Genomic DNA, 25,480 nt, shown 5'->3' with positions numbered 1-25,480 from the left:
GGACGCGGGCAGCACCCGTTCGTGCACCCCGATGGTCCGCTGTGGGTGCGCCGCCCGGCAGCGGCTATGCGCGCGATGCGGCGGCTGTCCGGCCGCTGCGGGAAAAGCCGGTCAGGCGGCGGCGGGGACGCCGGCGGATCGGGTCGCGACGGGTTGCATGTCCGCCGGCCAGGCGGTCGATCGTCCGGTGGCCAGCTCCATGCAGACCAGCACGACCGCGATGCGCAGGCGGGTCTGGTCGCCGCAGCGGACTTCCACCGCGACCTCCATCGAGCTGCGGCCGACGCGCACCACCTCGATGACGAAATCCAGCACGTCGCCCAGCCGGCTCGGCGCGACGAACTCGGTCGACAGCTTCACGGTCGGCACGCCCAGCCCGCGGCGCAGGTGCATGTCCGCGAAATCGACGCCGACGACGGTGGCGAAATAATCCTCCACCGCGGCATTCAACAGCTCGAAATAGCGCGGGTAGAAGACGATCCCCGCCGCATCGACATGCGCGAAGCGGACGGGGTGCGACGAAACGAAGGTCATGCCGATTCCTCATGCTCGGCACCGATCGATGCCTTCAATGTCGCCAGCAGGCCGTACAGCGCGGTCAGATCGTTCGGCGACATGCCGGCGAACATGTTGGCGATCCACTGGTGGTGCGCCGTCGCCAGATCCGCGAAATGATCGCGCCCGCGCTCGGTCAGCGCCACGATCGAGCGGCGCCGATCGTCGGGCGCGGCGCGGCTGCTGACATAGCCATCGCTTTCGAGCTGGCGCACCAGCGCGGTGACATTGCCGTTGGACACGAGCAGCGCGCGCGACAGGTCGCTCATCGTCACGCCCTCCGGCTGGCGTTCCAGCGCGGCGAGCACGTCGAACCGCGGCAGCGTGGTATCGAACTGGTCGATGAACCGCCGCCGCAGCCTTTTCTCGATCGTCATCGAGCAACTCAGCAGGCGCAGCAGGACGCGAATGTCCATCCGACCCGCCAGCGCGCCGTCGTGCTTTTCCCGAATGCGTGCGACCACGCGGCGTTTCCTTCCCTCTCCGGTCCCCGAACGACGGCGGCGTTACGACGCTTCCGCCTGGCGCTGCAGCGTCCGCTTCCATTGCGCCTGGCCCAGCGCATAGGCGGGCGGGACGGCGATGTCATGGCCGGCCTGTGCGGCGGCGCGCAGCGTCCACACCGGATCGGCCAGGTGCGGGCGGCCCAGCGCGACCAGGTCGGCGCGCCCCGCGGCCAGGATCGAATTGACGTGATCCGGCTCGAAGATGTTGCCGACCGCCATCGTCGCGCACCCGCCCTCGTTGCGGATCCGGTCGGAGAAGGGCGTCTGGAACATGCGGCCATAGACCGGGCGCGCATCGGGGGCGGTCTCGCCCGCCGAGACGTCGATGATATCGGCCCCGGTGGCGCGCAGCGCGGCGGCGATGGCGACGGCTTCCGTCGGCGTCACCCCGGCATCCCCGGCCCAGTCGGTGGCGGAGATCCTGACCGCCAGCGGGCGCTCCTCGCCCCAGGCGGCGCGCACTGCGGCGACCACCTCGACCGGGAAGCGCAGGCGGTTCTCCAGCGTGCCGCCGTAATCGTCGCGGCGGCGGTTCATCAGCGGGGTGAGGAAGCTGGATAGCAGGAAGCCGTGCCCCGCCTGCAACTCGATCATGTCGAACCCGGCGTCGATCGCGCGCCGCGTCGCCGTGACGAAGGCATCGCGCACCGCGTCCATGTCGGCACGCGTCATCGCCGCGGGCACCTGTCCGTCCGGCAGATAGGGCTGGGCAAAGGCGGCGAGCAGCGGCCAGCCGTCGCGCTCCAGCGGGCGGTCGGGGCGGACGAAGCCGGCCTGTGTCGCACCGCGCGGGCCGGCATGGCCGAGCTGGACGCACAATCCGGCATCGGAGCGGGCGTGGACGAAGTCGGCGATCCGGCGCCAGGCGGCGACCTGCGCGTCGTTCCACAGTCCGGGGCAATGCGGCGTGATGCGCGCGTCCGGCGCGATCGCGGTCATCTCCGTCACCACCAGCCCGGCGCCGCCCATGGCGCGTGCGCCGTAATGGACGAGGTGGAAGTCGTTCGGCACGCCGTCCGCCCCCGCGGCATAGGTCAGCACCGGGGAGACGACGACGCGATTGGCCAGCGCCAGCCCGCGCAACCGGTAGGGCGCGAACATCGGTGGCGCGGCGGGGGCATCGTCGTTCGCGCCTGCGCGCGCGCCGAACCAGCGCTCGATCCCGTTCAGCCACGCCGGGTCGCGCAGCCGCAGATTTTCATGGCTGACGCGCTGCGAGCGGGTGAGCAGCGAATAGGCGAACTGTTCCGGTGCGAAGCCGATGTAACGGTCCAGCGTCTCGAACCATTCGGTGGAATTGCGCGCCGAATTCTGGATCTTCAGCACCTCGACATGGCGCTCGGCCTGATATTCGGCCAGCGCGGCGGCCATGCCGGCGCGATCGCTCGCGACATGCGGGCGGCTCATCACCTCGGCCAGCTTGATTGCATCCTCCAGCGCCAGCTTGGTGCCCGATCCGATCGAGAAATGCGCGGTATGCGCGGCATCGCCCAGCAGCACGACATTGTCGAACGACCAGCGCTCGCACAGGATACGGCGGAAGTTGATCCAGGCCGCCGACCCGCGCAGATGTCCGGCGTTGGTCAGCAGCGGCTCGCCGTCCAGGTGGCGCGCGAAGATGCGTTCGCAGGCCGCGATCGCATCGGCCTGCTCCATCCGGTCGAAGCCCAGCCCGCGCCATGTCGCCTCCGAACATTCGACGATGAAGGTGGAGCGCGTCTCGTCGAAGCGATAGGCATGCGCCCAGATCCAGCCCGCCGGCGTCTGTTCGAACAGGAAGGCGAAGGCATCGAACAGCTTGGGCGTGCCCAGCCAGATGAACTTGTTGGCGCGCGTATCCACGTCGACGGCGAACCGATCCTCATGCGCGGTGCGGATGCGGCTGTTGATGCCGTCCGCCGCGACGATCAGGTCGTAGTCGGCCCAGCGCGACAGGTCGGTGTCGAACTCGGTTTCGAATTCCAGCCGCACGCCCAACGCGCGGGCGCGGTCCTGCAGGATGTTGAGCAGGCGCTTGCGCCCGATCCCGATGAAGCCGTGCCCGCCCGATCGCTCGACATGATCGCCGACGACCACCTCGATATCGTCCCAATGCGCGAACTCCGCCTCGATCGTCGCGGCGCTGACGGGATCGTTGGCGCGCAGGTTGCCCAGCGTCTGATCGGAGAAGACCACGCCCCAGCCGAACGTATCGCCGGCCTTGTTGCGTTCCACCACGACGACGTCGTGCGCCGGATCGCGCAGCTTCATCGAGATCGCGAAATAGAGCCCCGCAGGACCGCCGCCCAGACATGCCACCCGCATCGACCGCACCTCCATTTGCTTTAGGCCTAAAGCAAATGGTTCAACCGTGCAAGCCTGTGTCGGCTGTTCCTCCGATCGTCGGCGTCATACGCCGTCGAGGTTGCGGTATAGGCGGTCGAGGAGCGCGACCAGCCGATCGAAGTCGCGCTCCGACAACCCCCGGATGACATCGGTATAGACCGGCGAGGTCGCCTCCCGCGCCTCCGCCAGCTTCGCCTCGCCATGCGGGCTGAGCGCGACGGAGGTGACGCGCGCATCCTCCTCGCTCGGCCGGGCGTCGACCAGCCCGGCGACGGCCATGCGCTGCACGATCCGCGTCATCGTGGAGAGCGGGATCACCGCGGCGTCGGCGATGTCGCGCACCCCGCGCGGCGACTGTTCGCCCAGGATCATCAGCACGCGCCAGTTGGGGATATCCAGGCCGATCGCGCGCAGCCGCGGCTCGATCACCGCATTGTATCGCCCCGCCAGCCGGTTGACGAGATAAAAGGGGTAGAGATCGACCCGGAAGGCGGGAGTGCCCGGATCGCCCAAAAGACGGTGGTCCACGATGCTATCCTCTTGCGTCCCTGCGCTTATCGGTCGTCCGGCGTCATCGCAACCTTGCATCTGCAATCTTTTTTGATTGCATGTGCACGTTTATTGCGGCAGCTTCCGAGTCGACATCCGGACATCAGGGGCTGCCATGACCCACGCGACGCTTTCCGCCTTCGCCGCCGCCGTCGCGAACGGCGCGATCCGCACCATCGATCTCACCCAGTCGCTGTCGGAGGACACGCCGGTGCTGGTCCTGCCGGAGCCGTTCGGCCAGACCGCGCCGTTCAGCCGGCAGGAAATCTCGCGCTATGACGAGCGCGGGGTCGCCTGGCACTGGAACAACTTCACCACGGGCGAGCATACCGGCACGCATTTCGACGCGCCGGTGCATTGGGTGACCGGCGCCGACCTGCCCGACAACACCGTCGACACGATCGCGCCGCGTGATTTCGTCGGCCCTGCGGTGGTGATCGACGCATCCGCGGAAGCCGCAGCCGATCCGGATTTCACGTTGACCGTCGCCTTCATCACGGCGTGGGAGGAGCGGCACGGCCGCATCCCGGCGAAAAGCTGGGTGCTGCTGCGCACCGACTGGTCGAAGCTGACCGGCGATGCCTATACCAACCGGCGCGAGGACGGTGCGCACACGCCCGGCCCCGATCCGGAGGCGGTGCGCTTCCTGATCGAGCAGCGCGACGTGATCGGCTTCGGGGTGGAGACGATCGGCACCGATGCGGGTCAGGCGCATCTGATGGACCCTGCTTATCCCGCGCACACCCTGTTCCACGGGGCGGGGCGCTATGGCCTGCAATGCCTGGAGAACCTCGACCTTTTGCCGCCGACCGGCGCGGTGATCGTGGCCGCGCCGCTGAAGATTCGCGGCGGCTCGGGCAGCCCGCTGCGCGTCCTCGCTTTCGTGGCGGCGTAAGGCGATGGCGGAACGCTCGTTCAAGAAGGAGGTGGAGAAGCTCCGCCTCGGCGCCGGCGCCACGTTCGAGGGCGAGGGCATCCTCGCCGTCACCAAGGCGCTGTTGCAGGCCGGGGTGGCCTATGTCGGCGGCTATCAGGGGTCGCCGATCAGCCACCTGATGGACGTGTTCGCGGATGCCGATCCGCTGCTGCGCGAACTGGGCGTCCATTTCGAATCGAGCGCGAACGAGGCGGCGGCGGGCGCGATGCTGGCCGCGTCCGTCAACTATCCGCTGCGTGGCGCGGTGGCGTGGAAATCGGTCGTTGGCACCAATGTCGCGTCCGATGCGCTGTCGAATCTCGCCTCGGGTGGCGTCACCGGCGGGGCGCTCATCATCGTGGGCGAGGATTATGGCGAAGGCTCCTCGATCATGCAGGAGCGCACCCATGCCTTCGCGATGAAGTCGCAGATGTGGCTGCTCGATCCGCGCCCCAACCTGACCACGATCGTCGACATGGTGGAGACCGGGTTCGAGCTGTCGGAGGCGTCGAACACGCCGGTGATGATCGAGATGCGGGTGCGCAGCTGCCACGTCACCGGCAGCTTCGTCGCGAAAGACAATCGTCGCCCGTCGCTGACCGTCGGACAGGCCGCGGCGAACCCGCGCCGCGACGTCGACCGTATCGTCCTGCCGCCCGCGATCTTCCAGCATGAGATCGAGAAGGTGGAAAAGCGCTGGCCCGCCGCGCAGACCTTCGTCCGCGATCGTCGGCTGAACGAATGGTTCGGCCCCGAACGCGACGACATCGGCATCATCGTGCAGGGCGGCCTGTTCAACACGCTGAACCGCGCGCTGGAGCTGGCGGGCCTGTCCGATGCCTGGGGCGGGGCGACGCTGCCGGTCTATTGCCTCAACGTCGTCTATCCGCTGATCCCGGAGGAGGTGGTCGCCTTCTGCGCCGGCAAGAAAGCGGTGCTGGTGCTGGAGGAAGGGCAGCCGGAGTTCATCGAGCATGAGCTGAACACGCTGCTGCGCCGTGCCGATCTGTCGACCCGGATCGTCGGCAAGGATGTGATGCCGCGCGCGGGTGAATATTCGGGGCAGGTGATCGGCGCGGGGCTGGCTGATTTCCTGCGCAGCTGGGCGCCGGAGCGCGCGCCCGCCCGTGCGCTCGCCGCGGTGCCGGAACCCGATCTGGCCGCCGCGGTGCCGCCGCGGCCGGCGGGCTTCTGCACGGGCTGCCCGGAACGCCCAATCTTTTCCGCGATGAAGCTGGTGCAGCGCGAACTGGGCGATCTGCACGTATCGGCCGATATCGGCTGTCATCTGTTCTCGATCCTGCCGCCGTTCCACATCGGCAACACGACGATGGGCTATGGACTGGGGACCGCCGGCGCCTCCGCGTTCAAGCCGGTGGGGGAGGGGGCGGGCAAGCGCGCGGTCGCGATGATGGGCGACGGCGGCTTCTGGCACAACGGCCTGTCGTCCGGCATCGGCAACGCCGTCTTCAACCAGGACGAGACCGTCACGATCATCGTCGACAACGGTTATTCGGCCGCGACCGGCGGGCAAGACATCCTCTCCTCACGCGCCGACAACGACATCCGCACGACCCATCATCCGATCGAGAAGGCGGTGCGCGGCATGGGCGTCGGCTGGACGCGCACGCTGACGCATACCTATGACGTGGCGCGGATGCGCGACACGCTGAAGGAGGCGCTGACCAGCCCCGAGAAGGGGCCGAAGGTGATCGTCGCGCAATCGGAATGCATGCTCAACAAGCAGCGCCGCGTAAAGCCGCTGCTGGCGAAGGCCGCGAAGGCCGGGCAGCGCGTGGTGCGCGAACGGTTCGGGGTCGACGCCGATACCTGCACTGGCGACCATGCCTGTATCCGCCTGTCCGGCTGCCCGTCGCTGAGCATCCGGCCGAACCCCGATCCGCTGCGCACCCATCCGGTGACGCATATCGACAACAGCTGCGTCGGCTGCGGCCATTGCGGCGAGGTCGCGCATGCCGCGGTGCTGTGCCCGTCGTTCTGGAAGGCCAGCGTCGTCGTCAATCCGGGCCGATGGGAACGCTGGGGCGCGCGCTGGCGCGGAGCCGCGATCGGATGGCTGCAACGCCGCCACGCCCGTCATCTCGCCGCGAGGGCCTTCTGATGCAACTGACCCTGCCCGATCGCGACCGGATCACCATCGCCATTCTGGCGCTGGGCGGCGAAGGCGGCGGCGTGCTGGCCGAATGGGTGCAGGAGGTGGCCCGCGCGCAGGGCTATATCGCGCAGGGCACCTCCGTCCCCGGCGTCGCGCAGCGCACCGGATCGACCGTCTATTACATCGAACTGGTGCGCGCCGGCGGTGGCGGCGCCAACCGGCCCGATCCGGTGCTGGCGATGATGCCGGTGCCGGGCGACGTCGATATCGTCATCGCGTCCGAACTGATGGAGGCGGGGCGGGCGATCCTGCGCGGCTTCGTCAGCGCGGATCGCACCACGCTGATCGGATCGACCCACCGCGTCTATGCGATTTCCGAAAAGTCGGCGCCGGGCGACGGCACCGGTGCCAGTGCACGCATCCTGGATGCGGCGGAGCGGCGCGCGGCGCGTTTCATCGGCTTCGACATGGCGGCGGCGGCACAGGCGTCGGGCAGTGTCATCAGCTCGATCATGCTCGGCGCGCTGGCGGGGAGCGACGCCTTGCCGTTCCCGCACAGCGCGTTCGAGGACGCGATCCGTCACGGCGGCAAGGCGGTGGAGGCGAACCTCAAGGGCTTCGGCCTGGGCTTCACCCGCGCGCAGGAGGGGGAGGCGCCCGCCACGGAGGCGGCATCGCCCGCCGGCCCGACCACCGCGGCGGGCCGTGCCCTCCACAAGCGACTGACCGCGAGCCTGCCCGACGCCGCGCATCCGCTGGCGACCGAGGGCGTGCGGCGACTGATGGACTATCAGGACGCCGCTTATGCCGCGCTTTATCTCGACCGGCTGGAAGAGATCGCCGCGCTCGACGCGGAGGATGGCGCGCTGACCGCAGCGGCGGCGCGCCACCTCGCGCTGTGGATGGCCTATGAGGATACGATCCGCGTCGCCGACCTGAAGGTGCGCGCCACGCGCAGCGCGCGCGTCGCGCGCGAGATTCGGCTCGCGCCGGGGCAATTGCTGACCGTCACCGAATATATGCACCCGCGCTTGCAGGAGGTGTGCGAGACGATGCCGCGCCGGATCGGCGCCTTCGTGCTCGCCAGCCCGCGGCTGACGCGGTGGCTGGCGCCGCTGTTCCGACGTGGGCGGCATGTGCGGACCACCGGCCTGCGCTGGTTCATCGCGCTGCGGCTGCTGGCGGCGCTGCGCCAGTTGCGCGCCGGCACGCTGCGCTATGCCGAGGAACAGGCGCGGATCGCCGACTGGCTGGCGCTGGCGCGCGAGGCGGCGCGGACGGATCGCGCGGCGGCGGTGGAGATCCTCGCCTGCCAGTCGCTCATCAAGGGTTATTCCGACACGTTCGAGCGCGGTCTGGCGCATTTCGCGATCGTGATCGCCGCCGCGCGGGATGCGCTCCGGCATCCCGACGCGGCGTCGCGGATCGCCGCGCTGCGCGAGGCGGCGCTGGCGGACGAGAACGGCACCGCGCTCGCCTGCGCGGTGGCGGCGGCATGACCGGCGCTCCGCCGCAGCGCGCGTACAGTCGCCGCGCTGGCTGCATATCGGCCCGCGCCCGACCCTTTCTACGCTGTCGCATCATCCACTTTTCGGGAGGCATGCAATGATCCGCACCATCGGTATCGTCGGCGCCGGCCTCGCCGGCCTGGTCACCGCCAAGACGCTGCGCCAGTTCGGCTTCGACGTGGTCGTGCTGGAAAAGGAGGGCGATGTCGGCGGCGTCTGGTCCGCCGCACGCCGCTACCCCGGCCTGACGACGCAGAATCCGCGCGAAACCTATGCCTTCGCCGATTTCCCGATGCCCGCCTCCTATCCGGAATGGCCGACGGGCGCGCAGGTGCAGGCCTATCTGGAATCCTATGTCGATCATTTCGGCATCCGCGACGCGATCCGGCTGGATACGGAGGTGACGTCCGCCACCCCCGATGCGACCGGCTGGACGATCGCGACGCGCGACACGGCGACGGGCGAGCAGGCGAGCGTTCGTGTCGACTATCTGATCGTGTGCAACGGCATCTTCTCGATCCCCGCGGTTCCGGCCTTCAGCGGCAGCGAGGCGTTTCGCACCGGCGGCGGCCATATCCTCCACACCAGCCAGTTTACCGATATCGAGCTGGTCCGCGGGCGCCACGCGCTGGTGATCGGCTATGGAAAATCCTCCTGCGATGCGGCGGTGGCGATCGCGCAGGTCGCCGCTTCCACCCGCGTCGTTGCGCGCCACCTGATCTGGAAGATCCCGAAGAAGCTGGCGAAGGTGCTCAATTTCAAGCACCTGTTCCTGACACGGATGGGGGAGGGGCTGTTCCCCTATATCCGCATCAAGGGGTTCGAGAAGTTCCTGCACGGCCCCGGGCGCCCGGTGCGCAACGCGATGATGGGATCGGTGCAATCGGTCATCAGCCGCCAGCTGGGGCTGAAGTCGGTCGGGCTGGAGCCGGAGGGCAAGCTGGAGACGATCGCGCGCTCCACCGTCAGCCTCGTCACCGACGGCTTCTACGAAGGCGTGGCGGACGGGTCGATCCGCTTTGACAAGGGGGAGATCGCGTCGTTGCGCCCCGGTCAGGCGACGTTGAGCGACGGCAGCGTCGTGCCCGCCGACGTGATCGTCTGCGGCACCGGCTGGCACCAGCGCTGCGACTTCCTGCCCGCCGACGTGCTGGCGCGGGTGACGGATGCGCGCGGCAATTTCCGCCTGTATCGCTCGATGATGCCGGTCGGGCAGCCGCGACTGGCGTTCAACGGCTACAATTCCTCCTTCTTCAGCCAGCTGAACGCTGAGGTCGGTGCGCTGTGGCTGGCGGACCTGCTGCGCGGTGGCTTCGCCTTGCCGGATGCGGCGGCGCAGAACGCCTATATCGACGAGCGCCTCGCCTGGATGGAGGCGCGCACCGACGGCAAGCATTCGAAGGGGACCAACATCATCCCCTTCTCGATCCACCATATCGACGAACTGCTGGACGAGATCGACCTGCAACTGCCGCTGGCGACGCGGCTGAAGCACTGGCTCGTCGCGATTGATGCCGCCGATTACGCCGGGCTGCTGCCGCGCCTGATGCGGCGCCACGGCATCCTGCCCGCGCCGCCCGCCGCGGTCGGCGACCGCCTTCCCAACCACGCCTGACAGGAGAGACACGATGGCTGAGCTCGATGGCAAGGTCGCGATTGTGACCGGCGGTGCCGCCTCGATCGGGGCCGCGATCACACGGCAGCTGCATGCCGATGGCGCCAGGGTGGTGATCGCCGCGCGCAGCCCGGAGAAGGGCGCCGCGATCGCCGCCGAACTGGGCGAGGGCGCGCTGTTCGTGGCGACCGACATCACCGACGATGCCGCGCTCGCGGCGTTGGTGGCGCGGGCGACGGATGCGTTCGGACGGCTCGATGTGGTCGTCAACAACGCCTGCTCCTATGGTGACGGCGGTCCTGCCACGCCGCGGTCGACCTGGCTGGAGACGCTGAACGTCAATGCCGTGTCGGCGGCGATCCTGGGAGAGATCGCGCGCCCGCATCTGACCGCGACGCGCGGCAACATCGTCAATATCGGTTCGATCAGCGGCCGCTTCGCGCATGTCGGCCGCTGGGCCTATCCCGTGTCGAAGGCGACGCTGGCGCATCTGACCCGGGCGCAGGCGCTGGATTACGCCGCCGACGGCATCCGCGTGAACATGGTGACGCTGGGGCATATCTGGTCCGATCCGTTCGACGGGCTGACGGCGGGAGACCGCGCCCATGCCGACCGCGTGTCGAAGGACCTGAACCTGATCGGTCGCGTCGCGGATGCGGCGGAGGTCGCGCGCGTGGTGGCGTTCGTCGCGTCCGATGGCGCCAGCTACATGACCGGCAGCGAGACCGCGGTCGATGGCGGCTATGGCATGCTGGGGCCGGAACGGCGCGTGCCGCTGATGCCGCTGCTCGCCGGACAGGGCTGATCGCGGTGGCGGAGCAGGCGGACGCCGACGTCGTCATCATCGGCAGCGGGATCAATGCGCTGGTCTGCGGCGCGCTCCTGTCGCTGCGCGCGCGCAAGGTGCTGCTGCTGGAGCGCGCGGCGACGGCGGGCGGATGTATCCGTACCGAGGAACTGACGCTCCCCGGTTTCCGCCACGATACGCTGTCGACGCTGTATCCGCTGTTCGTCACCGCGCCGCATTATGCGCAGCTCGGCCCGAAGCTGGCGCGTCACGGGCTGGTGTTCCGCAATTGTGCCACGCCCACCGCGGTGCTGCGGCCGGACGGCACCAGCCTGATCTTCCGCACCGATCGCGCTGCCAATATCGCCGCGCTGGAGGCCGCTGCGCCGGGTGATGGCGCGGCCTATAACCGCGCGATGCGCGACGTCGAGCAACTGGCGCCGCTGGTGTTCGGGTTGCTCGGCGGGCGGCTGTGGTCGTGGGCGACGGTGAAGCTGCTGCTCGGCGAGCTGCGGCGGCGCGGCGCGAAGGGGCTGGCGCGCGCGGTCGGCGGCCTCCTGCGCTCGTCGCGCGACTGGCTGGCGGCGGAGTTCGCGTCGCCGCTCTCGCGCGCGCTGTTCGCGCCTTGGGTACTGCACGTCGGACTTGCGCCAGAAAGCCCGGCATCGGCGCTGATGAACCGGCTCGTCCTCTTCTCGCTGGAGGCGGTCGGCAGCCCGATGGTGGAGGGGGGCAGCGCGCGGATCGTCGAAGCATTCACCGCGCTGATCGCGGAGAAGGGCGGCGCGGTCCGTACCGGCGCCGACGTCGAGCGGATCATGGTGGAGGAAGGCCGTGCCACGGGCGTGGTGCTGGCCGGCGGCGAGACGATCCGCGCGCGCCGCGCGGTGGTCGCGTCGGTGACGCCGACGCAGCTCTACGACCGGCTGCTGGCCGATGCCGCGGTGCCGCCGCAGGCGCGCGCCGACGCTGCCGCCTATCGTTACGGCCGGGGCGAGATGCAGATCCACCTGGCGCTGTCGGAGCCGCCGCAATGGCCCGATCCCGCGCTGCGCGAGGTGGCGATGCTGCATCTGGCATCCGGGCTGGAGAGCGTGTCGCGCGCCGTCAACGAGGCGGAGCGCGGCCTGCTGCCGGCGGAGGCCAGCATCGTCGTCGCGCAGCCGGTCGCGGTCGATCCGACGCGCGCGCCGCCGGGCCGCTGGATCTTCTGGATCCAGTTGCAGGAGCTGCCGCGCGACGGATGCCTCGCCGGTGATGCCTTGGGCGAGATCTCCGTGTCCGAAGATGGCCGCTGGACCGACGCGGTGCGCGAGGCCTATGCCGATCGCATCGTCGATCGCCTGTGCGCGCTAATCCCCAACCTGCGGCCCAGCATCCTCGCGCGCCATGCGATCAGCCCGGCCGACCTGATGCGGTTGAACATCAACCTGGTCGACGGCGACCCCTATGGCGGCGATTGCGGGCTGGATCAGTTCCTGTTGTGGCGTCCCGCCGCCAGCCCGGCCAACCACACCACGCCGATCCGCGACCTGCACCAGATCGGCGCGTCGACCCATCCGGGGCCGGGCCTCGGCGGGACGTCCGGCTTTCTGGTGGCCAGCGAACTGGCGTAACAACGCGAATCCATGATCCCGGCCGGATCGGCGAACGGCAGCGCCGCCCGGACCGGCAGGAGCATCGCCGTCACGGTCATGGGCGGTGCGGGCGCACGCCAGCGGGAATGCCCGTCAGTCCGTGGTGCCGGGGCGTACCACCTGCTCGACCGCGATCCCGGCGAGATTGCGATAATAGAGCGCCATCATGCGCGCGAATTCGATGCTGATCTCCGCCTCCATCCCGGGCTCGTCCCAGGCGAGGTCGTTGGCCGCGGAGCCCAGCGCGGTGCTGAGCAGCGTGGCGACACGCAGCCGGCGCTCGTCGATCGCGGGATGTTCCGCGTGCAGCCGCGCGAAGACCTCGTCCGCCACCGACCGGGTCGATTGGATGCGCACCTCCTGAAGGACGGGCACCGCCCGCATGACGCGCAGGATCCATTCCCCGCCCGGCACGCGCCGCGCCACGCGGCGTACCTTCGTCAGCAATTCCGCGCGTCGTTCCACCAAACGGTCGAGCGGCTGGTCCAGCGCCACCTGCCGGGTGGCGAGCGCGCGGAAGACGATCCGGTCCTCCGCCTTCATCAGCCGCTCGCCCAGTTCGCGCAGGATCGCATATTTGTTGGGAAAGTATCGATACAGCGCCGGCGGGGTCAGCCGTGCGCGCTCGCAGATCATGTTGGTCGACAGCCGTTCGATCCCGACTTCGCCCAGGAGTTCGCCCGCGGCCTTCAGGATGATCTCGAACGTTACCTTGGACCGATCCTGCGATGGCGCCAGCTTGGTGTCGAGCGACACATCCTGTTCCGTGCCGGTCTTCGACGTCCTGCTTCGCGCCATGCATTCTTCCCCGTGGCGATCGGCTCGCCGCTCGCTCCTATCCCCCAGCGAAGGGCTAGGGCAATGGTCCGATCTGGCGGGACAATGCGCGGGTCGCCGCAAAGTCGGACAGCGCGCCCAATGTGCCGACCCCCATCGCCACCTGCGCCGCGGTGGCGGTCGCGAAGCGCAGGCAATCCTCCTCGTCGAGGCCGTTCAGGCGCGCCGCGTGGAAGCCGGCGCAGAACGAATCGCCACAGGTGGTGGTGTCCACCGGATCGATCGGCAGCGCGGCCATCCTGACCTCGCGTCCCGGCGCCAGCAGGATCGATCCCTGAGCCCCAAGCTTGAACACGCAGCCGCCGGCCCCCATCGCCATGAAGCGCGCCGCGGCGGCATGGAGATCGTCGTCGCCGTGCAGCCGGACCACCTCGGCGAGGCTGGGCATGAACAGGTCGACGAAGGGGAGGATGCGGGCGAGATCCTCCATCGTCCCTTCGCGCGGGGCGGTGAGGTCGCAGGTCACGAACGCCCCGGCGGCGCGGGCGCGGCGGAGGAAGGCCGGCCCCTGCCGCGCCACGCCGGGGAGGTGGACCGCGCCCCAGTGCACCGCCTGGATCGACGGCAGCATCGCATCCAGCGCGTCGGGCAGCGCGGCGAACATGCTGGCCCCGACCATGTGATAGGTCGATCGCTGGCCGACGCTGCGCACCGGCAGGATCGTGGACGAGGTCGGGCGGGCCGCGTCAATGGCCAGGAAGCGGGTATCGACCCCCGCCGCGGCAAGCCCGTGGCGGACCGCCACGCCCTGCAGGTCGTCGCCCACCGCGGAGGCGATGGCGACCCGCAGGCCCAGCGCCGCCGCGACCATCGCGACGCCGCCCGCCGTGCCGGCCGGCGATAGCCGGATCGTGTCGACGAGCACGCCGGCATCGACCGGAGGCAGCGTGTCGACCGGATGCATCGCGATGTCGATCGTCGTCAGCCCGATGGCGAGGAGGTCCATGGTGAAGGTCATGTTCCCGGCTCCCGATCCGTGCTCAGGCCAATGCCTCACGCGCATACTTCGACCGTGCCGCGGCCATGGCGGTGAGCACCGGGGAAGGCGTCAGCGTATCGCGCCGGGCCTTCACCGCCGCGAACGCCTCGTCCCCCGCGGCCACCGCCATGTCGATGTCGGCGTCGGTCATGCAGGCGGCCAGGAACATATTGTGCCACGGATGGACATAGATCCCGCGCACCAGCATCTCCTCCGCCCAGGCAAAGCCGACACGGAGGTCCGGGTCGTCGTCGAACAGCATGATCGGCATCTGTGACGGCCCGGTCTGGCGGAAACCGAAGCCGTGGCGCATCGCCGCCGCCGAGAGCCCTTCGCGCAGCCGGTCGCCGAGGCGGATGGTGTGTTCCAGATAGTCGGTCTCGCGGATGATGCGCAGCGTCTCGATCGCCGCCGCCATCGGGACCGCGGCGAACCAGAACGAGCCGGTGACGTAGAGCGAGCCTGCTCCGACACGGCAGCGGTCCGACCCGAGCAGGAACGACAATGGCTGGCCGTTGGCCATCGCCTTGCCCCAGCAACTGAGGTCCGGCTGTACCCCCACCAGCGACCAGCTGCAGTCGCGGGCGAGGCGGAAGCCGGCGCGCACCTCGTCGACGACCAGCATCGCCCCGGTTTCGTCGCACAATGCGCGGGCGCGGTGGGCATAAGCGGGGTCGGGCAGCGCCTGATCGACGAACGAATCGTGCTTGAACGGCGAGGCGAACACCGCGGCCAGGTCGTCGCCCGCCGCGCGGACCGCGGCCTCCAGGCTGTCGGCATCGTTGTAATCATAGTAGCGCAGCAGCGCGCGGTCCTCGGGCACGACGCCGGCGGGATGCGGCGTGCACCAGGCGGCGGCGCCGTGATACGCACCCTTGGCGAGGAGGACGATGCGCTTGCCCGTCTGCGCACGCGCCGCCATCATCGCCATGCTGGTCGTGTCGGTGCCGTTCTTGCAGAACATCGCCCAGTCGGCGTGCGTCACCATCCCCACCAGCGTTTCGGCAAGATCGACCATGACGGGCGAGGGGCCGGTCATCGTGTCGCCCAGCGACGCCTGGCGCGCCGCGGCCGCATCGACGCGCGCGTCGCGATAGCCGAGCAGATTGGGGCCATAGGCGCACATGAAGTCGAGATAACGCTGGCCGTCCGCGTCCCAGATGTACGCGCCTTCCGCCCGTTCGAAGAATTGCGGGAAGCCGGCCGGGAGCGGACGGACCGATTCATGCCCGTACATGCCATTGGGAATGACTTTCAGCGCCCGCGCCTTCAGCTCGCGATCCCGATCACGCTTCATGACATGCCTCCCGTTAAACAATAGTTATCACTATCCACATGATCAGAAAACCTGTGCCTCGACCATATATAGGCTAAGGTAGTTATAGATACTGTCAATGTCTTATGGGATCGTGATGCGCGGTCGGGGCGACGATGCCTCCCTCCCCATTGTTGCTGCGATCAGCGCCCGTAGCCGGTCGGTCCAGCCCGCTCCTTGAACGCGGCGATGTCCTCGCTCGACAGGTGGCGGGGCTCGCCCATCCGGTGTGCAAGCAGATATTGCCGGCACAGGATTTCGAGCCGGTGCGCCAGCGAGATCGCGATGTCCAGCGTGGGGCCGCAGGCGGTCATGCCGTGGTTCGCCATCAGGCAGGCGTAATGCGTTTCCAGCGCATCGGCGACGTCCTTCGCCAGCGTGTCGCTGCCGAAGGTCGAATACGGCACGCAGGGCACGTTATCTCCGCCGAACACGCCGACGAGATAGTGGAACGGCGGCAGGTCGCGACAATGACAGGCGACCGCGACGCAATTGTCCGAATGGGTGTGGACGACGGCGCTGGTGCGCGGATTGCTGCGATAGACCTGTGCATGCAACTGCCATTCGCTCGACGGTTTCAGTCCGTTTTCCCAACGCCCATCGCGATCGACGAGCACGAGGCGGTCCTCGGAGATATTATCCCGGTCCGCGCCCGCGGGGGAGATGAGCATGCCGTCGCCGAGCCGCATGCTGAGGTTGCCCGACGACAATTCGGTCAATCCCAGGTCCACGACGCGCCGATAGGCGTCGGCCAGCGCGACGCGAGCCTCCTTCTCGCTCTGCCCGCTCATCGTTCGCCTCCCATAAAGCCCAGGATGTGATCGCGTCGTACTTGGCCATTACAGTGCCGAAGAAAGTAGCGTAAGCTATCTTGATTGAAAAGGGTCGATCGATATGTCGCGTCGATATTCCTCGCACCGGAGCGCTTGCCACAAGAATTGTGATGGCTATCGTTCAAATGGCGCTGGACGCACAGGAGGGCGAATGCGGATGGAGCTGGTCGAGATCGAAAGCCTGCCGGCGCTGGCCCCTTGCGGCGTCGCTGGCGGACGCAACGGCACCCGCCCGTTCGCGGTCGATCCGGCGGGTACGTTCCTGAACGACGAGCTGGCGCGATCGTCAGGGGTGGCGGCATGACCGACGAGGAGCTTCACCGCCACCTCGTCGGGCGGCAGGGATCGCGCCGCGAGCTCAACACGCCGGTGCTGGTGATCGATCGCGACGCGCTCGACCGCAACATCGCGCGGATGGCCGCCTTCGCGATGGCGCAGGGACTGGCGCTGCGCCCCCATGCGAAGACCCACAAGTCCGCCGATGTGGCGCGCCGCCAGATCGCCGCCGGAGCGGTGGGGCAATGTTGTGCGAAGATCGGCGAGGCCGAGGCACTGGCGGCGGAGGGGATCGGCGGGTTGCTGCTGACCTCGCCTGTCGTGTCGGTGCCCGCGATCGAACGGCTGGCGGCGCTGAACGCGCGCAGCGAGGGGCTGATCTGCACCCTCGACCATCCCGACAATGCCCGCGCGATCGCGGCGGCGATCGCGGCACGGGCGGGCGCGCCGCTGACGGTGCTGATCGACGTCGATCCCGGCATCCACCGTACCGGGGTCGCCTCGCCCGACACGGCGGTGGCGCTGTTCGAGGTCATCCGCGACCTCCCCGCGCTCAGCTATGGTGGCGTGCAATTCTATTGCGGCATGCAGCAGCATATCACCGACTATGCGGATCGCGCGGCGGCCATGGCGGATCGCGCGGCGTACCTGCGCACCGTGCTCGCGGCGCTGACCGACGCCGGCGGCGCCCCGCGGATCGTGTCGGGCGGGGGGACGGGTACGCATCGGATCGACGCCACGCTGGGCCTGTTCACCGAGCTTCAGGCGGGCTCCTACGTCTTCATGGACGACCAGTATCGCGCCTGCGCGCTGACCGAGGAGGGCGACATGCCATATGAGACTGCATTGATGATCGATGCCCGCGTCGTCAGCGTCAACGCGCCCGGCATGGCGACGGTCGATGCGGGGCTGAAGGCGATGGCGACCGACGCCGGTCCGCCCCGGATACTCGCCGGTGGCGGAGAGGGCGCACGCTTCGTCTTCATGGGCGACGAGCAGGGCGCGCTGATCGGCGGTGGGCCGATGCGGCTGGCGGATGCGGTCACGCTCGCAGCGCCGCATTGCGATCCGACGGTCAACCTCTACGACCATTACCATCTGGTTTCGGGCAACGACCTCGTCGACATCTGGCCCGTCACCGCGCGCGGGCGGTCGCGGTGACCGCCTTCTACACCGATCGCCTCAGCGCGCGTCCCGGCGAGACGATCGCGCTCCATGCGTCGACGGCCAGCGGACCATGCCGGCTGGAGATCGCGCGCATTGGCGCGACGCGCGAGGTGGTGGCGACGATCGCGGACATCGCGGTCGGCGACCACCCGACGCCGATACGCGCGGACCGCGACGGCTGCGGCTGGCCGGTGGCGGCACAGGTGCGGATCGGGGACGGCTGGCGAAGCGGCTATTACGACCTGCGCCTCACCGACGCGAACGGCGACGCATGGCACCATTTCGTCTGCGTGCGCCCGGCCTCGAGCGCGCCAACCGCGCGCGCGCTGCTGGTGCTCTCCACCAACACCTATCACGCGTATAATTACTGGGGCGGTGCGTCGGCCTATTGCGATGTCGCCGCGCTGATGAGTGGGGCGAAGCCGCTGGCGGAGGCAATGGCGGGGGCGATCGGGCGGCTGTCCACCCGGCGCCCGTTCGCGCAACCGCTGGTCGCCGCGCCCGCCGACGTCCCGCGCCTCGTCAACCTGCGCAAGCGCGGGTTCGGGGAGAAGCCATGGGCCGGCGATTCCGCCTGGTTGCGCGCACACCACGCCACGCCCTACGATGGTTCCGCCGGCTTCCTGCACAAATGGGAGCATGTCTTCGTCGCCTGGGCCGAACGCGAGGGGATCGCGCTCGACTTCGCGATCGATGCGGACCTGGATCGCGACGCCGGCGCGCTCGATGGCTATGCGGCGGTGCTGCTGGTGGGGCACAGCGAATATTGGACCGCGGGTCAGCGCGGGGCGCTGGAGCGGTTCGTCGATTCAGGCGGCGGGCTGGCGATCCTGTCCGGCAACACGGCCTTCTGGAAGGTGCGCTACGACGACGACGGCGCGACCTTCGTCTGCCACAAATGGCGCGGGTTCGAGGACGATCCAGCCGCCCGCGACGATCCGTCGCTCGCCACCCACCTGTGGTCGCACCGGGCGTTCGGGCGGCCGGAGGCGGCCATCACGGGACTGAGCTTCCTCTATGGCGGCTATCATCGCCTCGGGCTGTGCGCGGCGCGGGGGCAGGGCGGCTACACCATCTATCGCGACCGGCATTGGGCGCTGGCGGGGACGGACCTGTTCTATGGCGACGTGATCGGCGACGAGGTGCCGCTGCTGGGATATGAGAACGACGGCTGCCGGTTTGGGTTCGGCGCCGACGGCCTGCCGGTGCCGCTGCCCGGGCTGGGCGTGCCCGAGACGCTGGAGATCATCGCCATCGCCCCATGCGTCTTCGGCGAGGACCCCGACAGTCCCTATCGCGCGATCATCCCGCCCGAGAATCTGGACATCATCGCCCGCGACGCCTTCGGCGATCCCGCGCTCGCGACCAGTCCCGCGCTGGTGCGCGGTCACGCGGTGATGGCCACGTTCCGGCGCGGCCGCGGCGAGGTCTTCAACGCCGGCACGACGGAATGGGCGCATGCGCTGAAGGCGGGCGATCCCTTCGTCACCCGTATCACGCGCAACGTCCTGCAGCGGTTCGGCGCGATGGATCGCGCCGAAACCTGAATGCATGGCGTCCGATGGACGGACGGTCCAACGCACAACGGCCCCGCGATCGCTCGCGAGGCCGTTGGAGAAACTGGTGGACGCACTTGGGCTCGAACCAAGGACCCGCTGATTAAGAGTCAGCTGCTCTACCAACTGAGCTATGCGTCCATTTTTTCCGGGAGCGGATGGTCCGTCAGGAGCCGTCCGCGTCGGGAAGCGCGCCTCTAGCAACGCTCTTCGCGCCCGGCAACACCTAAATCGCGTTTTTTCGCATCACCAGCGCGGACGCTTGCCCGTGGAGCGGTCGATGCCCATCAGGATGCCGAGCGAGATCAGCACCGTCATCTGTGCCGAGCCGCCGAAGCTGACCAGCGGCAGCGGGATGCCGACGACAGGGGCCAGCCCCATCACCATCATCAGGTTGATCGCCATGTAGAAGAAGATCGTCGTCGCCAGCCCCGCCGCGGCGAGCTTGGCGAAGCGATCCTCCGCGCGGACGCCGACGTTCACGCCCCAGCGGATCACCAGCAGGAAGGCGATGATCAGGAACGCGCCCCCCATCAGCCCCCATTCCTCCGCCATCGTCGCGAAGACGAAATCGGTATGTCCTTCAGGAAGATAGTCCAGATGGCTCTGGGTGCCGTTGAGGAAACCCTTTCCGAACAGCCCGCCCGATCCGATCGCGATCTTCGACTGGCTGATGTGATAGCCGGTGCCGAGCGGGTCGCTTTCCGGGTCCATGAAGATCAGCACGCGATGGCGTTGGTAATCGTGGAGGACGTAATTGACCGCCAGCGGGATGGCGAGCGCGGCGCCGACCGCGCCGCCGATGAAGAGGCGCAACGGGATGCCGGCGAGAAACATCACCGTCGCGCCGCCCGCGCAGATCATCAACCCGGTGCCGAGATCGGGCTGAAGCATCACGAACGCCGCGGGCAGGCCGATCAGCACGCACGCCGGCCAGATCGCCTGGAACCGCCGCGTCTCGGCCGCCGGGAGCATCTCGTAGAAGCGCGCCATCGCGAGCACGATCGCCAGCTTCATCATCTCGGACGGCTGGATGCGGATCGGGCCGAACCCCAACCAGCGCTGGCTGCCGCCGCGCACCGCGCCCAGCATCTCGACCAGCACCAGAAGAACGAGGAACAAGCCGTAGATCCAGAAGGCATATTTCTTCCAGAACTCGGTCGGTACGCGCGACAGCACGACCGAACCGACCAGGAACACGCCGAAGCGGATGCCCTGCGGCAGCACCCAGGGGCGCACGCTGCCGCCTGCGGCGGAATAGAGCACGACCAGCCCGAAGCTGCCGATCGCGAGCACCAGCAGCAGCACGCGCCACGGCAGCCGTGCGAGCGTGGCGGGAACGACGATGCCGTTCATCGGCGGTCCTGCGGGCCGGCTTCGCGATCCAGCGGCGCGGCGCGGCGTTCCGCCTCGGTCTCAGGCTCCGGGGAGCCGGTGCGCGCGGGGCCGGCACCGTTGGCGATGTCGCTCGCGATCGCCTCAGTCGAGGCGTTGGAGGCGTCGGTCGCGGCCTCGACCGCGCGAGCGTCGGTGGCGGGCTTGTCCTCCGCCTCCTCGCCAACCGCCGGCGGGGCGGCGTTGGCGGCGCGGAACGCGGCCTCCTGCGCGGTCATGCGGGTGCGGATGTCGCCGCCCCAGGTCGGCTCCACCTCGGCCAGGTTCTTCAGCGCGCGCTCCCGGTCGAACAGATAGGTCATGATGTCGCGCCCGATCATCGGCGTGTCGAGGTTGCGCACGGTATGGCCGTTATGCTCCAGCACGATCGCCGCGGCATAGCGCGGATTGTCATAGGGCGCGAAGCACACGAACAGCGCGTGGTCGCGCAGCTTGAACGGCAATTGTCCGTTGGACAGCACCCCCGCGCGCCGTTCCGCCATGGTGATGCGGCGCACCTGCGCGGTGCCCGTCTTGGCGGCCAGGCCGATGCCGGGGATCTGCATCCGCGCCGCGCCGCCGGTGCCGCCGCCGTTGACGACGCCGTTCATCGCCTCGCGGATGATGCGGAAATGCTCCGGGTCGATCGCCAGCGGCTGCGCCTGCGGCTTGTAGAGGTCGCGGAGGATGGTCGGCTTCAGGTCGCGGCCCGATGCGATCCGCGACGCCATCACCGCCAGCTGGAGCGGGTTGGCGAGCACATAGCCCTGCCCGATCGAGGCGTTGAGCGAATCGGCGACGGTCCAGTCGGTGTGATACTTGCGCCGCTTCCACGCGCTGTCGGGGACGGTGCCATAGCGCTGGGTGGCGAAGGGCAATTCGAACTTCTGCCCCAGCCCCAGCGCGCGCGCGACCGGCGCGATCCGGTCGTAGCCGGCGCGGCGCACCATCTCGTAAAAATAGATATCGCAGCTCTGCTCGATCGCCTGCTTCAGGTTGAGCGGTCCGTGCCCGCGCCGCTTGTGGCAGTGGAACACGCCGGTGCCGACGCGCATCGCGCCCGAGCAGAACACGCGCTCCTCCGGCGAGACGCCCGCGGCGAGCAGCGCGAGGCCGTTCATCGGCTTCACCGTCGAACCAGGGGGATACAGCCCCTGCGTGACCTTGTTCATCAGCGGAACATGGTCGTCCGCGCTCAGCATCTTCCATTCGAGGTGGCTGATCCCCTCGGAGAAGCTGTTGGGGTCGTAGGCGGGCATGCTGACCATCGCCAGCATCTCGCCCGTCAGGCAGTCGAAGACGACTGCGGAGCCGGAGTTGGTGCCCAGCCGGCGCGCGGCATATTCCTGCAACCCCGCATCGATCGTCAAATGAAGCGTGCGCCCCGGCTTGTCGGGGCGGGTGGCGAGTTCCTTCACCAGCTTGCCGCGTGCGGTCACCTCGACGCGCTTGGCGCCCGCGGTGCCGCGCAGCAGCGGCTCCATCGTCTTTTCCAGCCCGTCCTTGCCGAGCTTGAACCCGGGGGTGACGTAGAGCGGATCGCGCGTTTTCTTATATTGTTCCGCGGTCGCCGCGCCGACATAGCCGGTCAGATGCGCCACCGCCGCGCCTGCCGGGTAAAGCCGGGCGAAGCCGCGCGTCGGGGCGACGCCGGGCAATTCGGGCTGGCGCACCTGCACCGCGGCGAACCGGTCCCAGTCGATATTCTCCGCGATCTCGACCGGCTGGAAGCCGACCGCCTTCTCCAGATCCGCGTTGATCCGCGCCATGTCCTCGTCGGTCAGCGACAACAACTGGCGCAGATGGGCGAGGACGCGATCCTTGTCCTCCAGCCGGTCGGGAATGACGTCGACGCGGAAATCGGTGCGATTGCTCGCGATCGGCTGGCCGTGGCGGTCGACGATCCAGCCGCGGCGCGGCGGGATCATCGTCATGTTCACGCGATTGCTTTCGGACAGCAGGCTGTAGCGCTCGTTCTGCGCGATCGCGAGCCAGCCCATGCGCCCGATCAGCAGCCCGCCGACACCGGCCTGCGCCGCGCCGAGCAGCCAGGCGCGGCGCGAGAAGCTGTACGCCTGCGTCGCCTGCGTCATCACCTTGGGCGCGCGCGCCATCAGAGCGCCCGCTTCAGGTCGATCCACGCCACCATGCGCGCGGTAGCGGGGAAGATGAGGATGGCGATCACGATCTGGAGCAATAGCACGCTATCGACATGCGCGCCGAGCGGCGTCGCCACCAGCCGCCCGCCCGCCAGGCACAAGGCGATGGCGACGGCGGCGATCGCCCAGCTCTGCACGAAGTCGCGCACGCCCGACCGCGCATCCATCGCCTCGACCAGGAAATAGGCGAGCGTCCACAGCAGCATCGCGCTGCCGACCGGCTGGCCGGAGACGAGATCGTCGAACAATCCCAATAGCGCGGGCGCCCAGACGCGCAGCGACAGCGGCGCCAGCAGCCGCCACGATAGCATCATCAACAGGCCGAACGGCGGCAGCAGCGGCAGCGTGCCGCCCCATGGCAGGATCGTCACCAGCGACCCGGCCATAACGCTGGTCCATGGCAGCAGCCGCGCGCTGCCGGGCGGCAGCGGCTCGTGGAAGGGGCGGCGCGGGGGCGGGGTCACGAATCGGTGGCGCGGGGCGAGGGGGAGGGTGAGGGGACGGGTGCCGGGGCGGGAGGCGCCGGCGGCATGAACGCGCGATGCACGATCGCGACATCCAGCACGTCCGGCCGCGCGAAGGGGCGTGCGGGCGCATTCTCCGTCCCCGCCTGGAGCACGCGCGCCACCGGCACGCCGGGGACGAAGATGCCGCCGGTACCCGACGTGACGAACAGGTCGCCGGGGCGGAACTTGCCGTCGGCGGTGTCGATCGTGCGGATGTCGATCAGCCCGTCGCCACGCCCCGCCGCCAGCGCCGGGCGCCCGTCGCGCACGCGCGTGACCGGCACGACGCTCTCCGGATCGGTGACGAGCAGGACGCGCGCGGTATTGGGGCCGGTGTAGAGGACGCGGCCGATCAGTCCCTCCGGTCCGCTGACCGGCTGCCCCTCGGCCACGCCCTGCCAGGCGCCGGCATTGAGCAGTCCGTAGCGCCGCGTGCTCGATGCGGTGGTGCTGACGATCCGCGCGGCGGTGACCACGTCGGGCAGGCGATCGCGCAGCCGCAGCAGCGCACGCAGCCGCGCATTCTCGATCTGCGCACGCCGCCCCGCGATCAGCGCGCCATGCGCCCGGTCCAGCCGCGCGCGTAGCCGCTCGTTCTCGTCATGGACATGGAAATAGGAGCCGATCGTTTCCGGCACGCCCGCCACCGCGCGGACGCCGGCGCCCAGCAGCGCGGACACCGGCGCGGTCACCTCCGCCACGCCGGCGCGCGCCATCGCGAAGGCGGCGGGGTTGAAGGTCGACAGCGCAAGCAGCGCCGCCCCCACCACCGCTCCGGCAATGCCGAGGATGTAGGTGAAGAACAGCCCATATTGCGCGCGCCGCGAAAAGCCGGGGCGCCGATCCCGCGACGGCGCCATTGCCGCCTTCTCCCGCCCTGGAGGTTATCCGTTCTGGAGCACCGCGCGGAACATCGGATCCTCCAGCGCGCGCCCGGTCCCGATCGCTACGCAGATCAGCGGCTCGTCCGCGACCGTCACCGGCAGCCCGGTTTCGTCGCGCAGCACCTCGTCCAGCCCTTGCAACAATGCGCCGCCGCCCGTCAGGACGATGCCCTGGTCGACGATATCGGCGGCCAGTTCCGGTGCGGTATTCTCCAGCGCGATGCGCACGCCGTCGACGATCGTCGCCACCGGCTCGCTGACCGCCTCGGCGATCTGCGCCTGGTTGATCTGGATTTCCTTGGGCACGCCGTTGACGAGGTCGCGGCCCTTGATGTGGACGGTCTTGCCGATGCCGTCGACCGGCGGCTTGGCACAGCCCAGCTCCTGCTTGATCCGCTCCGCGGTCGCCTCGCCGATCAGCAGATTGTGGTTGCGGCGGACGTAGCTGACGATCGCCTCGTCCATCTTGTCGCCGCCGACGCGGACCGAGGTGGTATAGGCGAGGCCGCGCAGCGACAGCACCGCGACCTCCGTCGTGCCGCCGCCGATATCCACCACCATGCTGCCGATCGGCTCGGTGACGGGCATGTCGGCGCCGATCGCGGCGGCCATCGGCTCCTCGATCAGATACACCGCGCTGGCGCCCGCATTCTGCGCCGCGTCGCGGATCGCGCGGCGCTCCACCTTGGTCGAGCCCGAGGGGACGCAGATCACGATCTCCGGCCAGCGCATGAAGCGCCTGCGCCCATGGACCTTCTCGATGAAATATTTGATCATCTGCTCGGCGACGTCGATGTCGGCGATGACGCCGTCGCGCAGCGGGCGGATCGCCTCGATCGTGCCCGGCGTCTTGCCCATCATCAGCTTCGCGTCGTCGCCGACCGCCTTGACGCGCTTCTGCCCGTTGATCGTCTCCACCGCGACCACCGACGGCTCGTTCAGCACGATGCCGCGGCCGCGCACATAGACGACGGTGTTGGCGGTGCCGAGGTCGATCGCCATGTCGTGCGAGGTCATCTTGAACAAGCGCGAGAATACCATTGGAAGTGCGGTCCGTTGCGTTGGTCGCCGGACGGTGCC

Annotated in this window: 22 protein-coding genes and 1 tRNA gene; 9 read left to right on the top strand and 14 right to left on the bottom strand. The window is 69.1% G+C overall.

Going from position 1 to position 25,480, the window contains the following annotated elements; all coding sequences use genetic code 11:
• Nucleotides 1–111: 111 nt before the first annotated feature.
• The 4 genes from PGN14_RS11265 to PGN14_RS11250 form a co-directional block, all read right to left on the bottom strand.
• Nucleotides 112–534 carry an acyl-CoA thioesterase gene (locus PGN14_RS11265; protein WP_335299607.1) on the bottom strand — a complete coding sequence of 141 codons (423 nt, stop codon included), beginning with the start codon at nt 532–534 and terminating at the stop codon, nt 112–114.
• Complete coding sequence (locus PGN14_RS11260) at nt 531–1,019, bottom strand: MarR family winged helix-turn-helix transcriptional regulator (RefSeq protein ID WP_335299606.1); 489 nt, start codon at nt 1,017–1,019, stop codon at nt 531–533. Before PGN14_RS11260 ends, PGN14_RS11265 begins: the two co-directional genes overlap by 4 nt.
• A 42-nt stretch (nt 1,020–1,061) precedes the next feature.
• Complete coding sequence (locus tag PGN14_RS11255; protein WP_335299605.1) at nt 1,062–3,365, bottom strand: bifunctional salicylyl-CoA 5-hydroxylase/oxidoreductase; 2,304 nt, start codon at nt 3,363–3,365, stop codon at nt 1,062–1,064.
• Between the two features lie 84 nt (nt 3,366–3,449).
• Complete coding sequence (locus PGN14_RS11250; protein WP_335299603.1) at nt 3,450–3,914, bottom strand: MarR family winged helix-turn-helix transcriptional regulator; 465 nt, start codon at nt 3,912–3,914, stop codon at nt 3,450–3,452.
• 136 nt (nt 3,915–4,050) lie between these two features.
• Between PGN14_RS11250 and PGN14_RS11245 the strand changes: the two genes are divergently transcribed.
• The 6 genes from PGN14_RS11245 to PGN14_RS11220 all read left to right on the top strand — a co-directional run bounded on the left by PGN14_RS11245 (nt 4,051) and on the right by PGN14_RS11220 (nt 12,493).
• On the top strand, nt 4,051–4,830 hold the full coding sequence (locus tag PGN14_RS11245) for a cyclase family protein (RefSeq protein ID WP_335299602.1): 780 nt from the start codon (nt 4,051–4,053) through the stop codon (nt 4,828–4,830).
• 4 nt (nt 4,831–4,834) lie between these two features.
• Nucleotides 4,835–6,973 carry an indolepyruvate ferredoxin oxidoreductase subunit alpha gene (locus tag PGN14_RS11240; RefSeq protein ID WP_335299601.1) on the top strand — a complete coding sequence of 713 codons (2,139 nt, stop codon included), beginning with the start codon at nt 4,835–4,837 and terminating at the stop codon, nt 6,971–6,973.
• Nucleotides 6,973–8,466, top strand: a complete 1,494-nt coding sequence (locus PGN14_RS11235) for an indolepyruvate oxidoreductase subunit beta family protein (RefSeq protein WP_335299600.1) — start codon at nt 6,973–6,975, stop codon at nt 8,464–8,466. Before PGN14_RS11240 ends, PGN14_RS11235 begins: the two co-directional genes overlap by 1 nt.
• A gap of 106 nt (nt 8,467–8,572) precedes the next feature.
• Complete coding sequence (locus PGN14_RS11230) at nt 8,573–10,090, top strand: flavin-containing monooxygenase (protein ID WP_335299599.1); 1,518 nt, start codon at nt 8,573–8,575, stop codon at nt 10,088–10,090.
• A 13-nt stretch (nt 10,091–10,103) separates the two neighbouring features.
• The gene (locus PGN14_RS11225; protein WP_335299598.1) at nt 10,104–10,895 is read left to right on the top strand and encodes an SDR family oxidoreductase; all 792 of its coding nucleotides are present in this window, start codon (nt 10,104–10,106) and stop codon (nt 10,893–10,895) included.
• A 5-nt stretch (nt 10,896–10,900) separates the two neighbouring features.
• Nucleotides 10,901–12,493, top strand: a complete 1,593-nt coding sequence (locus PGN14_RS11220; RefSeq protein ID WP_335299597.1) for a phytoene desaturase family protein — start codon at nt 10,901–10,903, stop codon at nt 12,491–12,493.
• 114 nt (nt 12,494–12,607) lie between these two features.
• Here PGN14_RS11220 and PGN14_RS11215 read toward each other — a convergent pair whose 3' ends face one another.
• From PGN14_RS11215 to PGN14_RS11200, 4 genes are all read right to left on the bottom strand, one after another.
• The gene (locus tag PGN14_RS11215; protein WP_335299596.1) at nt 12,608–13,312 is read right to left on the bottom strand and encodes a TetR/AcrR family transcriptional regulator; all 705 of its coding nucleotides are present in this window, start codon (nt 13,310–13,312) and stop codon (nt 12,608–12,610) included.
• Between the two features lie 55 nt (nt 13,313–13,367).
• Nucleotides 13,368–14,309, bottom strand: a complete 942-nt coding sequence (locus PGN14_RS11210) for a carbohydrate kinase family protein (RefSeq protein ID WP_335299595.1) — start codon at nt 14,307–14,309, stop codon at nt 13,368–13,370.
• Between the two features lie 22 nt (nt 14,310–14,331).
• Nucleotides 14,332–15,627: an aminotransferase class III-fold pyridoxal phosphate-dependent enzyme gene (locus tag PGN14_RS11205; RefSeq protein ID WP_335299594.1), complete on the bottom strand. Its 1,296-nt coding sequence runs from the start codon at nt 15,625–15,627 to the stop codon at nt 14,332–14,334.
• Between the two features lie 161 nt (nt 15,628–15,788).
• Nucleotides 15,789–16,436, bottom strand: a complete 648-nt coding sequence (locus tag PGN14_RS11200) for a class II aldolase/adducin family protein (RefSeq protein WP_335299593.1) — start codon at nt 16,434–16,436, stop codon at nt 15,789–15,791.
• A 193-nt stretch (nt 16,437–16,629) separates the two neighbouring features.
• Here PGN14_RS11200 and PGN14_RS11195 point away from each other — a divergent pair, with 193 nt between their 5' ends.
• From PGN14_RS11195 to PGN14_RS11185, 3 genes are read left to right on the top strand one after another with little or no spacing between them, the layout of a single operon-like run.
• The gene (locus PGN14_RS11195) at nt 16,630–16,782 is read left to right on the top strand and encodes a hypothetical protein (protein ID WP_335299592.1); all 153 of its coding nucleotides are present in this window, start codon (nt 16,630–16,632) and stop codon (nt 16,780–16,782) included.
• The gene (locus PGN14_RS11190; protein WP_335299591.1) at nt 16,779–17,915 is read left to right on the top strand and encodes a DSD1 family PLP-dependent enzyme; all 1,137 of its coding nucleotides are present in this window, start codon (nt 16,779–16,781) and stop codon (nt 17,913–17,915) included. The genes PGN14_RS11195 and PGN14_RS11190 overlap by 4 nt, the downstream gene beginning before the upstream one ends.
• Nucleotides 17,912–19,468: a N,N-dimethylformamidase beta subunit family domain-containing protein gene (locus PGN14_RS11185; RefSeq protein WP_335299590.1), complete on the top strand. Its 1,557-nt coding sequence runs from the start codon at nt 17,912–17,914 to the stop codon at nt 19,466–19,468. The genes PGN14_RS11190 and PGN14_RS11185 overlap by 4 nt, the downstream gene beginning before the upstream one ends.
• A 74-nt stretch (nt 19,469–19,542) precedes the next feature.
• On the opposite strand, the gene PGN14_RS11180 is transcribed toward PGN14_RS11185, so the two are convergent.
• From PGN14_RS11180 to PGN14_RS11155, 6 genes are all read right to left on the bottom strand, one after another.
• Nucleotides 19,543–19,618 (bottom strand) — tRNA-Lys (locus PGN14_RS11180).
• A 105-nt stretch (nt 19,619–19,723) separates the two neighbouring features.
• Entirely contained in the window at nt 19,724–20,833 is a 1,110-nt protein-coding gene (rodA, locus tag PGN14_RS11175; RefSeq protein ID WP_335299589.1) for a rod shape-determining protein RodA, read from the bottom strand.
• On the bottom strand, nt 20,830–22,965 hold the full coding sequence (gene mrdA, locus PGN14_RS11170; RefSeq protein WP_335299588.1) for a penicillin-binding protein 2: 2,136 nt from the start codon (nt 22,963–22,965) through the stop codon (nt 20,830–20,832). Before mrdA ends, rodA begins: the two co-directional genes overlap by 4 nt.
• Entirely contained in the window at nt 22,965–23,474 is a 510-nt protein-coding gene (locus PGN14_RS11165; RefSeq protein ID WP_335299587.1) for a rod shape-determining protein MreD, read from the bottom strand. Before PGN14_RS11165 ends, mrdA begins: the two co-directional genes overlap by 1 nt.
• Nucleotides 23,471–24,376: a rod shape-determining protein MreC gene (gene mreC, locus PGN14_RS11160; protein ID WP_335299586.1), complete on the bottom strand. Its 906-nt coding sequence runs from the start codon at nt 24,374–24,376 to the stop codon at nt 23,471–23,473. Before mreC ends, PGN14_RS11165 begins: the two co-directional genes overlap by 4 nt.
• Nucleotides 24,377–24,400: 24 nt before the next feature.
• Nucleotides 24,401–25,441: a rod shape-determining protein gene (locus PGN14_RS11155; RefSeq protein WP_335299585.1), complete on the bottom strand. Its 1,041-nt coding sequence runs from the start codon at nt 25,439–25,441 to the stop codon at nt 24,401–24,403.
• Nucleotides 25,442–25,480: the final 39 nt, after the last annotated feature.

Origin of the sequence: Sphingomonas adhaesiva, from assembly GCF_036946305.1 — a bacterium.
Lineage (GTDB): Bacteria > Pseudomonadota > Alphaproteobacteria > Sphingomonadales > Sphingomonadaceae > Sphingomonas > Sphingomonas adhaesiva_B.
This window is presented reverse-complemented; position numbering and strand designations above follow the sequence as displayed.